Below are 12,490 nucleotides of genomic sequence, written 5' to 3'. Positions count from 1 at the left end.
AAAAAAGTGGTCAATTCTAGCGCTTTAACATCGCGCGTATATCGGCCAATGCGTTGTTGCCGCGCACGGCTTTGACTTCGGTCGGTGTGTCGTCGTTGCCTTCCCACGCCAGATCGTCCGGCGGCAGCTCATCGAGGAAGCGGCTGGGCGCGCAGTCGATGATCTCGCCGTACTGCTTGCGCTTGGCGGCGAAGGTGAAGGCCGTGGTCTGACGCGCGCGGGTGATGCCCACGTAGGCCAGGCGGCGTTCCTCTTCGATGGTGTCGGCTTCGATGCTGGAGCGGTGCGGGAGGATTTCCTCTTCCATGCCCATGATGAACACGTAAGGGAATTCCAGACCCTTGGACGCGTGCAAAGTCATCATCTGCACGCCTTCGGCGCCGTCTTCCTCTTCCTGCTGACGTTCGAGCATGTCGCGCAGGACTAGTTTGCCGATGGCATCCTCGACGGTCATTTCGCCTTCTTCGTCCTTTTCAAGGGTGTTTTTCAACGCCTCGATCAGGAACCAGACGTTGCTCATCCGGTAATCGGCCGCCTTGTCGCTGGAGCTGTTGGTGCGCAGCCAGTTCTCATAGTCGATGTCCATGACCATGCTGCGCAGCGCCGAGATCGGATCCTCGCCGGCGCATTGCTCACGGACCTTGTCCATGAAGCGTTTGAAGCGCGACAGGCGATCGGTGAAGCGGCTGTCCAGATGCTCGCCGAGACCGATTTCGTCGGTGGCGGCGTACATCGAGATTTTGCGTTCGGTGGCGTAGTTGCCGAGTTTTTCCAGGGTGGTCGAGCCGATTTCCCGGCGCGGCACGTTGATCACCCGCAGGAAGGCGTTGTCGTCATCCGGGTTGACGATCAGGCGGAAGTAGGCCATCAGGTCCTTCACTTCCTGACGTCCGAAGAAGCTGTTGCCGCCGCTCAGGCGGTACGGCACCTGGTGGTGCTGCAGCTTCAGTTCGATCAGCTTGGCCTGGTAGTTGCCGCGATAAAGGATGGCGAAATCGCTGTACGGACGGTCGGTGCGCAAGTGCAGGCTGAGAATTTCCATGGCCACGCGCTCGGCTTCGGCGTCCTCATTGCGGCAGCGGATCACGCGGATCTCGTCGCCGTGGCCCATCTCGCTCCACAGCTGCTTTTCGAATTCGTGCGGGTTGTTCGAGATCAGCACGTTGGCGCAGCGCAGGATGCGGCTGGTGGAGCGGTAGTTCTGCTCGAGCATCACCACTTTCAGGGACGGATAGTCGTCCTTGAGCAGCATCAGGTTTTCCGGCCGCGCACCGCGCCAGGCGTAGATCGACTGGTCGTCGTCGCCGACCACGGTGAACTGGTTGCGCTTGCCGATGAGCATTTTTACCAGCAGGTATTGGCTGGCGTTGGTGTCCTGGTATTCGTCGACCAACAGGTAACGGACCTTGTTCTGCCACTTTTCGAGGATGTCGGCATGTTCTTCGAAGAGTTTTACCGGCAGCAGGATCAGGTCGTCGAAGTCCACCGCGTTGAACGCTTTCAGCGTGCGCTGGTAGTGGGTGTAGACGATGGCGGCGGTCTGCTCCTTGGGATTGCGCGCGTTCTCCAGCGCCTGAGGCGGCAGGATCAGGTCGTTTTTCCAGGCGCCGATCATGTTCTTGATCTCGTCGACGCCGTCGTCCCCCGCGTATTCCTTCTGCATGATGTCGGTCATCAGGGCTTTGACGTCGGTCTCGTCAAAGATCGAGAAACCGGGTTTGTAGCCCAGCCGCACGTGTTCCTTGCGGATGATGTTCAGACCGAGGTTGTGGAACGTGCAGACGGTCAGGCCGCGACCTTCGCCGGCGCGCAGCAGGGTGCCGACCCGCTCTTTCATCTCGCGCGCGGCCTTGTTGGTAAAGGTCATGGCGACGATGTACTGGGCGCGGATGCCGCAGTTCTGGATCAGGTGCGCGATTTTGCGCGTGATCACGCTGGTCTTGCCGGAGCCAGCACCGGCGAGCACCAATAGAGGGCCGCCGACGTAGTTCACGGCTTCTTGCTGCCGGGGATTGAGTCGGGACATACGAAAATTCGGGAGTCGTTGACGAAATGGGCCGGCATTTTAACAGGCTCAGCGATTTGTGCTGCTCTCTCCGACTTGTGACGTACCACGCGATTCAAATTTGCCGGTTTTGTTACTTTCGCGGAGGATGCGCGGTGATTTTGCGGCTAATGTTCTCATTCGTGACACAAAATAACGTTTTGATAACCGTTGTCATTTGGTCATTGAACGGCGCAACGGCATAATGCCCCGCCCACATCATTGCAGAGTCTAGGGAGCTAGCTTGTCTACGCCTGTCGAACCCTTGCGTTTGCTGCTACTGGCCGAAGAGCCAGCGTGGACAGCGTTATTGCGTGAGTGTCTGGCTCCGATGGGGAGCGCGGCGGTGCTGATCAGCGCGCCGAGCTGGGATTCGGTCAGCAGTTTGTTCGAAGACAACCGCCATGCGGTGTTGTTGACCCTTCCGGCATTGCAACCGGCACCGGGCCGTTGCAGCCTGCCGACGGTCTTGCTGCTGGAACATGAACCGGACACCGCGCCGGTTGGCGTCAGTGACTGGCTGGTGTTCGACGCCCTCGACGCCGGCATGCTGCGCCGCTGCCTGCGCCATGTGCGCGAACGCGGCGTTCTCGAAAACACCCTGCAACGCCTCGCCGAGCAGGATCCGCTGACCGGCATCGCCAACCGTCAGGGTTTCCAGACCTTGCTTGCTGCGCGCCTCGCGGAAAACGACGGTCGCGGCCTGGCCCTCGGGCATCTCGATCTCGACAACTTCCGCCACGCCAACGATGCGCTTGGCCATCAGGCGGGCGATCGCTTGATCCTGCAAGTGGTCGCACGGCTGAAAAGTCAGCTCGAAGCCGGTGATCAACTGGCGCGGCTGGGCAGCGACGAATTTGCACTGCTGATCGACACCCGCCGTGCACCGCAGCGCGCCGAGTGGATGGCCGAACGCATCACCGAAGCGCTCGCCGAACCGTATTGGGTCGATGGCGAAAGCCTGCTGATCGGCTCCAGTCTCGGCATCGCCCACGCCCGTGCGCAGGGCGGCGCTGATCCGCTGATGTGGCACGCCCACATCGCCATGCAGCAGGCCAAGAGCACCCAGGGCTGCACCTTCCATATCTTCAACGAACGCATCAACCGCAATGCGCGGAGCATGGCCGACCTCGAAAGCGAGTTGCGCCGAGCGTTGCGTCGCGATGAGCTGGAGTTGCATTACCAGCCACGCCTGAATCTTGAGGATGGCCAGATTGTCGGCCTCGAAGCGTTGGTGCGCTGGCGTCATGGCGAGCGCGGTTTGCTGCCGCCGAGTGAATTTGTCCCTTTGGCCGAGCAGAGCGGTTTGATTGTGCCGCTGGGTTACTGGGTGATTTCCCGGGCCTTGCGTGACATGCAGGCGTTGCGCGAGCGCGGACTGCCGGCGTTGCACATGGCGATCAATCTGTCATTTCGTCAGTTTCAGGACAGTCAGTTGTTGCCGACGCTGAGCCGGTTGATTGCCGAGCGTGGCGTTGAGGCCCAGTGGCTGGAATTCGAACTGACTGAAACCGCCGTGATGCGCCGTAGCGATCTGGTCAAGCAGACCATGGACGCTCTCGGCCGTCTCGGTGTGCGCTTCTCGCTGGATGACTTTGGCACCGGGTTCTCGTCGTTCGTGCACCTCAACAGCCTGCCGATCACCTTGTTGAAGATCGACAAAAGCTTTGTCGGCGGCATGGAGCAGCGCGAAGAGAACCGCAAACTGGTGCACGCGATGATCAATCTCGCGCACAACCTGCATCTGGAAGTGGTGGCGGAGGGGGTGGAAACCCCTGAACAGCTAGAACTGTTGCGCGGGTTTGGTTGCGATCAGGTGCAGGGTTATCTGATCAGCCGGCCGTTGCCGTTGGCGGAGTTGGTTGAATATCTAACCTTCGGCTCAAGCCAACAGTCAGCCCTCGAAATCGTGAGCTGAACGCATAACCCTGTGGGAGCGAGCTTGCTCGCGAAGGCTGCGACACATTCAATACACATGTGTCAGGTACACCGCTTTCGCGAGCAAGCTCGCTCCCACAGGGGAACTTCATTCAGGTTGAGGGATGTTGAAGCCCCGAGATTGCGGCTCCAGCCGAATCATCCGCTTCATCTTCCATTCAAACGCCAGCGTCAAACTCACCGCCGCACACGCCAGGCCCAGCGCCAATCCCCACCAGACACCCGTCGGCCCCCAGTTCAAATGGAACGCCATCCACCATGCCGCCGGTGCGCCAATCAGCCAATAGCAAGCGAGCCCGACCAGAAACGTGGTCTTTGCATCCTTGAGGCCACGAATGCAACCCATGGCAATCGTCTGCGTGCCGTCGAACAGCTCGAACCACGCCGCCACTGCCAGCAGGCTCACCGCCAGGCGAATCACCTCGGCAAACGCCGGATCATTGTGATCGAGGAACAACCCGACCAACTGGTTCGGCAACAGCCAGAACACCATCGCGAATCCCAACATCACCACCGCGCCAAAGACGATCCCGACCCGTCCGGACATCCGCGCATCACTCAGTTGCCCGGCGCCGTAATGCTGGCCGACGCGCATGGTGATCGCGTACGACATCCCCGCCGGCACCATGAACGCCACCGAGACAATTTGCAGGGCAATCTGGTGCGCGCCCAATTGCGTGCTGCCCATGGTGCCCATGCACAACGCCGCGAAGGCGAACAAACCGACTTCCACCGCGTAGGTGCCGCCGATTGGCAGGCCGAGGCGCCACAGTTCTTTGAGATATTGCCGGTTGGGCCGCGACAAGCCTTCGCGCAATGGATAAGCGTCATAGGCCGGATGCCGGCGAATATGCCAGGCCAGCGCCAACGCCATGCAATTGGCGACAATCGCTGTGACCAGGCCGATGCCCGTCAGGCCCATTTTCGGCAGACCGAACATGCCGGTGATCAGCGCGTAATTGAGCAGGAAATTCGCCACCGTGCCGGCCAGGCTGATGACCATCACCGGTGTCGCCCGGCCGATTGCACTGGTGAAACCGCGCAGGGCCATGAAGCTCAGGTAGCCGGGCAGGGCGAAGGGCAGGGCAATCAGGAATTGCCCGGCCGCGTTGACGTTGGTTTCGGTCTGGCCGAACAGCAGCAACACCGGTTTCAGGTTCCACAGCAGCAACCCGGCGCCCAGCGCCATCAGCCACGCCAGCCACAATCCGGCCTGGGTCAGACGCGCAGCGCCAATGATGTCGCCGGCGCCCTTGCGAATCGCCACCAATGTGCCGACCGCTGCAATCACGCCGATGCAGAAAATCGACACGAACGAATAAGTCGCCGCACCGAGACCGCCGCCCGCAAGCGCTTCAGGACTCAGGCGCGCCATCATCAACGTGTCAGTCAGCACCATCAACATGTGCGCCAACTGTGAAGCAATCAACGGCCCTGCCAGCCGCAGAATGGCCCAGAGTTCGGTACGCACAGGATGCTGCATGGTCATCACCACTCAATTTCAGAGGGAACAGGAGACCGTCGATTCTCGGCGCTTGGCGGGCTTTGCACAAAGGGATAAAAAGGATGGGTGGCATGATTAAAACTCATCCTGAGTAAACGGTTTAAGATTGGCTTTATCCCGCTATCGGAGCTTTCTGCATGTCTCGTCGTCTTCCTCCCTTGTATGCCTTGCGCGCATTTGAAGCGGCGGCGCGACATAGTTCGTTCACCCGGGCTGCCGAGGAACTGTCGATTACCCAGAGTGCGGTAAGTCGGCATATTCGGACCCTCGAAGATCACTTCGCCTGTCGGCTGTTTCATCGCAGCGGGCGCAATCTGCAACTGACCGAAGCGGCGCGGTTGCTGCTGCCCGGGATCCGCGAAGGCTTCAGTGCGCTGGAGCGGGCCTGCAATACCTTGCGTGCCGAGGACGACATTTTGCGCATGAAAGCGCCCTCGACCCTGACCATGCGCTGGTTGCTCGCGCGCCTGAGTCGCTTCCGTCATTTGCAGCCTGGCAACGAAGTGCAACTGACCAGTGCGTGGATGGACGTCGATTCGGTGGACTTTAACGATGAGCCGTTCGACTGCGCGGTGCTGTTGAGTGACGGGCATTTTCCGCCGGATTGGGAGGCGAGCCTGCTGTTTCCTGAAGAGCTGATTCCGGTGGGGGCGCCAAACCTGCTGAATGATCAGCCGTGGGATCTGGCTCGACTGGCTTGCACCGAATTACTTCACCCGACACCGGACCGTCGCGATTGGCGCAGTTGGCTGGAACACATGGGGCTGTCCGATCAGGTGTCACTCAAGGGTGGGCAAGTGTTCGATACCCTCGAATTGGGCATGATCGCGGCGGCGCGCGGGTACGGTGTATCGATGGGCGACCTGTTGATGGTCGCCGAAGATGTGGCGCAGGGAAGGCTGAGCCTGCCGTGGCCAACCGCGGTCGCCAGCGGCTTGAATTACTACCTTGTGTGGCCAAAGACCCGCCCGGGAGGTGAACGTTTGCGCCGTCTCAGCGACTTTCTGCAAAGCGAAGTCCGCGCCATGGAGTTGCCGGCGGTTGCGCGCTTGAGCTGAAACGTTAGAGCCGCCACAATGCCGGCCTTGTGCCATAACCTTGTTTTCCGCTCAAGTATTTGGATCCACCGCCGAATACGTGCTTGTGGAACCGTCGTGCCGGTATCCACGATTCACCCACACAACCAGAAAAATTTCCGAGTCGAGATCAAGGAGGATCCCGTGGCTCGGCCAGGAGCTGTCCATGTCTCAACCTCGCGCTCGGATCGCCTCGCAGCTGGGCCTCGCGCTCGCTGTAATACTGGCGATAGTTATCAGTGGCAGTACGGTGTTCGCCTTGCGTTCGCTGGACTCCGCCAACCTCGCCACCCGTGAAGAGCATCTGGCCAGTGAGGCGCGGCTGCTGGCCGACCAACTGAGCACCTTCCACGGCACGCTGCGTGAAAGCACCCAGCGCCTGAGCGGGCTGTTCGAGAAGCGCTTTAGCGCAGGTCTGAGCATTCACCCGAGTGAGCCGGTGAATGTTGCCGGCACCCAGACCCCGGGCCTGCACCTGGGCAGCGAAGTGCTGAACAACAACTTCAAGGAAGTCGACGAGTTCAAGCAGATGACCGCCGGCGTCGCCACACTGTTCGTGCGCAGCGGCGAAGACTTCATCCGCGTCAGCACTTCGCTGACCAAACAGGATGGCACCCGTGCCATCGGCACCTTGCTCGATCACGCGCACCCGGCCTACGCGAAGTTGATGGCGGGGCAGGGTTACGTCGGTCGCGCCTTGCTGTTCGATCGCTCCTACATGACCCAATACACCCCGGTGCGTGATGGCAGCGGCAAGGTGATTGCGGTGCTGTTCGTCGGCTTCGATTACACCGACGCGCAGAACATCCAGTTCGATAACCTCAAGCGCTTCCGCATTGGCCAGAGCGGTTCGCTGGCGTTGCTCGACGAGCAAAACAAATGGCTGGTCGCGCCAGCGGGGGTGCAGGCGCTGGATCAAGCCGTTCCGGTGATCAAAGGTTTGGCTGCAAAGCCGGGCAAGGGTGAGTTCTGGAGCGACACCTCGGAAGATTTCTACAGCATTGCCGTGCCGTTCGATGGCGGGCCATGGTCGGTCGTGGCGAGCATGCCGAAAGCCGAGATCCGCGCGGTGACCTGGAGCGTGGGTACGCAACTGGCCATTGGCAGTCTGTTGGCGATGCTGCTGGCGGTCGGATCTGTGGTCTGGCTGCTGCGCAGCAAACTGGCGCCTCTGGGGGATCTGGTGCGTCAGGCCGAGGCCTTGGGCGCCGGTGATCTGAGCGTTCGCCTGAACGTATCGAGCAACGATGAAATCGGTCAGTTGTCGCGCGCGTTCAACCAGATGAGCCAGGCGCTGTCGACCATGGTCGAGCACATCCGCCGCTCTTCGGAAGAGGTCAATAGCCGTGCCCAGGCCCTGTCCGGTTTGTCCGGTGGTGCGTATGAAGGCATGGAGCAACAATCTGGCGAAATCACCAGCATGGCCGGCGCGGTGGAAGAGTTCAGTGCGACGTCGTTGAACATCGCCGACAACATGGGCGCGACCCAGCGTCTGGCGCAGGAAAATGCCCAGCAAACGCAGATTGGCCGCAGCTCGATGGAAGAAGCGTCGTCCTCGCTGGAGCAAATCGCTGGCGCCCTGAACAGCACCGCCACCGTGATCAACACCCTCGGTCAGCGCTCGCAGGAAATCGGCGGCATCGTGGGTGTGATCACCTCGATCGCCGAGCAGACCAACCTTCTGGCACTTAACGCAGCAATCGAAGCTGCCCGTGCTGGTGAGCAGGGTCGTGGCTTTGCTGTGGTGGCCGATGAAGTGCGCAGCCTGGCTTCGCGCACCCGTCAGGCGACCGACGAGATTTCCAGCATGATCCACAGCATCCAGCAGGAAACCGGCAACGCGATCAGCACCATGGAGCAGGGCAATGTGCTGATGCAGGAAGGCTTGTCGCGCAACGCCAACGTTGCGTCGGCGCTGGCGCGTATCGATGAGCAGAGCCGTTCGGCGGGGCAGCAGTTTGCTGCGATTACCACGGCCACTCAGGAGCAGAGCAGCACTGCGACCTTGTTGAGCAGCAACTTGCAGAGCATTGCGTTGGCGAACAGTGAGCAGCGTGAGGTTGTGTCGAACCTGGCGGTGACGGCTAAAGAGCTGGAGAAACTGGCGGCGGATTTGCGTTCCGAGGTTGATCGCTTCCGTTGATACAGCCTTGATATAGCTTTCGCGAGCAAGCTCGCTCCCACATTTTCCGGGGTAGCTCACAAATTGTGTGAACACCCGAAAACCTTGTGGGAGCGAGCTTGCTCGCGAAGGCATCCCTGCCAATTCTTGATAAATCACACGATCGCAAGCTCCGTTACACTTGCTGAAACGTTTCCGCAGCGCTATAAAAATGGCACAACTCCAATAAAGGCTGCTGCCATGACCCCGCTCAAACTCGCCGTCGCTCTCGGCGCACTCTCTGCTGCTTCCCACGCCATGGCTTGGGATTACGTTCTTCTCGATGCCAACAAACCCGCGCAAAACTGGACCATCACCAGTGAGCAACTCGGCGTGAAAACCGACAAACCCTTCTCCGTAAGCCTGCGTACCTTGCACGGTGGGCGGCAGGAAGGCGTCAGCATTGTTGATATCGATAACGGCACGATGAAACTCTCGGTGGTGCCAACCCGAGGCATGAATGTCTTGCAAGCCTCTGTCGGCAATGTACGCATGGGTTGGGATTCGCCTGTCAAGGACGTGGTCAACCCGGCCTTTATCGAACTTAACGGACGCGGTGGGCTGGGCTGGCTGGAAGGTTTCAACGAGCTGGTGACCCGCTGCGGTTACGAGTGGGTCGGCCATCCCGGTATGGACAATGGTGAATTGCTGACCTTGCACGGACGCGCCGCCAACATCCCGGCCAGTACGGTCACGCTGCACATCGACGAAAAGCCGCCCTACGCCATCAGCTTGCGCGGCGAGCTGAAAGAGCAAGCGTTCAAGAAAGTCGACTTCTCGGTCGTCACTGAACTGGTCACCGAGCCCGGCAGCGTGCGCTTCGCACTCAACGATACGCTGACCAACAACGGCGATTATCCGAAGGAATACCAGGCGCTGTATCACAGCAACTTCAGTACGCCGTTCCTCGAGCAAGGCGCACGATTTGCTGCGCCGGTAAAACAGGTGTCGCCGTTCAACGATAAGGCCAAGGGCGACCTGGCCGACTGGCAGACCTATCGCGCGCCGACCAAGGACTACGACGAAACCGTCTACAACGTCGTGCCCTATGCTGATGCCAAAGGCGAAACCCTGACGGTTTTGCACAATAAGGTCGGCAGCCTCGGTGTTTCTGTTGGCTTCAATACCCAGCAGTTGCCGGTGTTCTCCCTGTGGAAAAACACCGATACCCAAGGGCAGGGCTATGTCACGGGACTGGAGCCGGGCACCAGTTTTTCCTACAACCGTCGCTATCAGCGTCCGCTGAATCTGGTGCCGACCATTGCACCCAAAGAACACAAACAGTTCCAGATCAGCTACAGCCTGCTCGCGGACAAAGGTGCTGTGGATAACGCCTTGAAGCGTGTGAGCGAGATTCAGGCCGGGCGTGAAACCGAAGTGCGGCAGACGCCTCTGGTTGATCTGACCGAGCATTAAGGAATTGCCGGCCGGTATTGCAGTGCCTCGGCCAAGTGTTCGCGTTTGATTGCATCGACTTGCTCAAGGTCGGCCAGTGTCCGGGCGACTTTGAGTAGGCGATGCGCTGAGCGTAGCGATAGCGTCAGCCGTTCACAGGCTGATTCCAGCCACTTCTCATCGGCTGTGGATAACTTGCAGTGCCGCTTCAATCCCGGCAGATCGAGAAACGCATTGGCACAGCCTTGACGCTTTTGCTGTCGTTCGCGAGCCTCGGCTACCAGTGCTGCGGCGCTGGCGCTGTCCTCTCCCGGCTTCACCTGCGGGTTCAACGCCGTCGCTTCCCGCGCCACTGTCAGGTGCAAGTCGATCCGGTCCAGCAACGGCCCCGAGAGTTTGTTGCGATAGCGCTGCACCATGTCCGGCGTGCAGGAACACTTGCCACTCGGCTCGCCAAGATATCCACAGGGACACGGGTTCATCGCCGCCACCAACTGAAATCGCGCCGGGAAACGCACGCGATCCTTGGCCCGGGCAATCACGATATGCCCGGACTCCAGCGGCTCGCGCAGCACCTCCAGCACCTTGCGATCAAACTCCGGCAGTTCATCGAGAAACAGCACGCCATGGTGGGCGAGGGTAATCTCGCCGGGTTGCGGTTTCGAGCTGCCACCCACCAGTGCCGGCCCGGAGGCCGAATGGTGCGGTTGACGGAAGGGACGCTGCGGCCAATGGGTTAGCGGTGCACCACTGGCGACTGACTGAATCGCCGCGACCTCCAAAGCTTCACTCTCGGCAAGCGGCGGCAACAGTCCCGGTAGCCTACTAGCTAACAGCGTTTTTCCAGTTCCCGGCGGCCCACTGAACAGCAGGTTATGCGCACCCGCAGCGGCAATCAGCAATGCCCGTTTCGCCGCCACTTGCCCCTGCACTTCATTCAAGTCGGGATAAGGCTTGCTGGCATGCATCAGTCCGTCGGAGACATAGGGCTCAACCGGCGTATGCCCATTGAAATGCGCCACTGCCTCCAGCAAATGATCCACCGCAAACACCTTCAATCCCGAAGCCAGACAGGCCTCCTCGGCATTCGCTCGCGGCACCACCAGTGCACGACCCGCCTTGCGCGCCGCCAACGCTGCCGGCAACACCCCACGCACCGCTCGTACGGCGCCGGACAACGCCAACTCACCCAGACATTCCACCTCATCCAGCGTCAGACACGGCACCTGCACACTCGCCGATAGAATTCCCAAGGCAATCGCCAGATCAAACCGCCCGCCATCCTTGGGCAGATCCGCCGGCGCCAGATTCAGGGTGATCCGCCGCGCCGGAAACTGCAGCCCGGAATTGATGATCGCGCTGCGCACGCGATCCTTGCTCTCCTTCACCGCCGCCTCGGGCAGGCCGACCATGGTCAGCGACGGCAGGCCGTTGGCCAGATGCACTTCGACGGTGACGGCGGGGGCTTCCACGCCAATCTGGGCGCGACTGTGGACGATGGAGAGGGACATGGTCGTTCCTTGAGCTGAATCGGGGGCCGCTTCCTGCGGGTTTTTTAAGGGTAGTTGAGCCGGGTTTCAGTGCTGGAATAGAGGTTTACAAGACGTATCAAAACCCAATGGCGCGGCACTGCTTCCCTGAATTGGAGCGTTGACTCTCGACCGGCATTGACGGATCATCCCGTCCGAGGACTGCAACTGCGCATTCGTCGGGACTGGGCACCAGCAAAAGCTCCCCCGCATTTTTGGCAGCAGAGAAAGCTGGTTTCTCTGAAGTAGTGACGACGGGCGAGCCTGTCGGATTCTGAACCCAAGGCTGTAAAGCCAGGAGCTAAAGAATCGCTGCGACTACTCCTCAAAAAATACTTAAAAGGCGTCCATTGGACGCCTTTTTTATTTCTGATTGGATGATGCCCGTGGTATCTGCCCCACCAACGTGCCATGCGCGCGCTTTTGCGGGTACCAAGTCACCACGAAGTAACCAAATCCTGTGGCGCGCTCGTGTCGCGGTTCAAGAATCAGTGTTCCCATAGATGTCTTCAGTACCGCGACCCTGTTTCCACATCGCTGTTCTTTGAACTCGCAATAGATTTGCGCTCCCGGGACGATCATTTTCGCAACAATCGCTGCTACCCCATCGACAGTCTGGCAACCATGTTTGAGCAAGTCGGCTCTATGGGCTTCCCATACGTGTACTACGCCAAAACCGCTATTCGCTCGGCGGTGAATACCTACTCGCAAATAAATTTTCCCGCCTGGCAAGCCGAACTTTGGCATATCGGGGATCGTGCCGAAGATGTAACCGCCATCTGGATGCTGAACCAGCGTGTTTTCTTTGAGTTTGAGCAAGTCAGACAAGAGGGATCCAGAACC

At 59.9% G+C, this 12,490-nt stretch carries 8 protein-coding genes; 4 read left to right on the top strand and 4 right to left on the bottom strand.

The features are described 5' to 3' along the window. Positions 1-16: 16 nt before the first annotated feature. Positions 17-2,026, bottom strand: a complete 2,010-nt coding sequence (gene rep / locus AB4O11_RS07510) for a DNA helicase Rep (RefSeq protein WP_460130399.1) — start codon at positions 2,024-2,026, stop codon at positions 17-19. Positions 2,027-2,288: 262 nt separating this feature from the next. Here rep and AB4O11_RS07505 point away from each other — a divergent pair, with 262 nt between their 5' ends. Further along, complete coding sequence (locus tag AB4O11_RS07505; RefSeq protein WP_093429679.1) at positions 2,289-3,962, top strand: putative bifunctional diguanylate cyclase/phosphodiesterase; 1,674 nt, start codon at positions 2,289-2,291, stop codon at positions 3,960-3,962. 108 nt (positions 3,963-4,070) lie between these two features. Here the strand turns inward: AB4O11_RS07505 and AB4O11_RS07500 are convergent, their stop codons facing one another. Beyond that, entirely contained in the window at positions 4,071-5,465 is a 1,395-nt protein-coding gene (locus AB4O11_RS07500; RefSeq protein WP_093429680.1) for a NorM family multidrug efflux MATE transporter, read from the bottom strand. A gap of 158 nt (positions 5,466-5,623) precedes the next feature. Here AB4O11_RS07500 and AB4O11_RS07495 point away from each other — a divergent pair, with 158 nt between their 5' ends. From AB4O11_RS07495 to AB4O11_RS07485, 3 genes are all read left to right on the top strand, one after another. Then, complete coding sequence (locus AB4O11_RS07495) at positions 5,624-6,544, top strand: LysR substrate-binding domain-containing protein (RefSeq protein WP_007920406.1); 921 nt, start codon at positions 5,624-5,626, stop codon at positions 6,542-6,544. A 184-nt stretch (positions 6,545-6,728) separates the two neighbouring features. Further along, on the top strand, positions 6,729-8,705 hold the full coding sequence (locus tag AB4O11_RS07490; RefSeq protein ID WP_007920409.1) for a methyl-accepting chemotaxis protein: 1,977 nt from the start codon (positions 6,729-6,731) through the stop codon (positions 8,703-8,705). A gap of 219 nt (positions 8,706-8,924) precedes the next feature. Next, positions 8,925-10,139 carry an aldose 1-epimerase family protein gene (locus AB4O11_RS07485; RefSeq protein ID WP_460130398.1) on the top strand — a complete coding sequence of 405 codons (1,215 nt, stop codon included), beginning with the start codon at positions 8,925-8,927 and terminating at the stop codon, positions 10,137-10,139. On the opposite strand, the gene AB4O11_RS07480 is transcribed toward AB4O11_RS07485, so the two are convergent. Both AB4O11_RS07480 and AB4O11_RS07475 read right to left on the bottom strand, forming a co-directional pair. Further along, entirely contained in the window at positions 10,136-11,629 is a 1,494-nt protein-coding gene (locus AB4O11_RS07480) for a YifB family Mg chelatase-like AAA ATPase (RefSeq protein WP_460130397.1), read from the bottom strand. The two genes, AB4O11_RS07485 and AB4O11_RS07480, sit on opposite strands and share 4 nt — an antisense overlap. A 381-nt stretch (positions 11,630-12,010) precedes the next feature. Continuing rightward, entirely contained in the window at positions 12,011-12,475 is a 465-nt protein-coding gene (locus AB4O11_RS07475) for a hypothetical protein (RefSeq protein WP_095187946.1), read from the bottom strand. Positions 12,476-12,490: the final 15 nt, after the last annotated feature.

It is taken from the genome of Pseudomonas sp. H1_D05, from assembly GCF_054682705.1.
The sequence above is the reverse complement of the archived record's forward strand: the minus strand, read 5'-3'. Positions and strand labels throughout refer to the sequence as shown.

Bases quoted from the DNA above. Each gene is read 5' to 3' on its own strand.
- rep (WP_460130399.1), bottom strand. From the start codon at position 2,026: ATGTCCCGACTCAATCCCCGGCAGCAAGAAGCCGTGAACTACGTCGGC.
- AB4O11_RS07500 (WP_093429680.1), bottom strand. From the start codon at position 5,465: ATGCAGCATCCTGTGCGTACCGAACTCTGGGCCATTCTGCGGCTGGCA.
- AB4O11_RS07495 (WP_007920406.1), top strand. From the start codon at position 5,624: ATGTCTCGTCGTCTTCCTCCCTTGTATGCCTTGCGCGCATTTGAAGCG.
- AB4O11_RS07490 (WP_007920409.1), top strand. From the start codon at position 6,729: ATGTCTCAACCTCGCGCTCGGATCGCCTCGCAGCTGGGCCTCGCGCTC.
- AB4O11_RS07485 (WP_460130398.1), top strand. From the start codon at position 8,925: ATGACCCCGCTCAAACTCGCCGTCGCTCTCGGCGCACTCTCTGCTGCT.
- AB4O11_RS07480 (WP_460130397.1), bottom strand. From the start codon at position 11,629: ATGTCCCTCTCCATCGTCCACAGTCGCGCCCAGATTGGCGTGGAAGCC.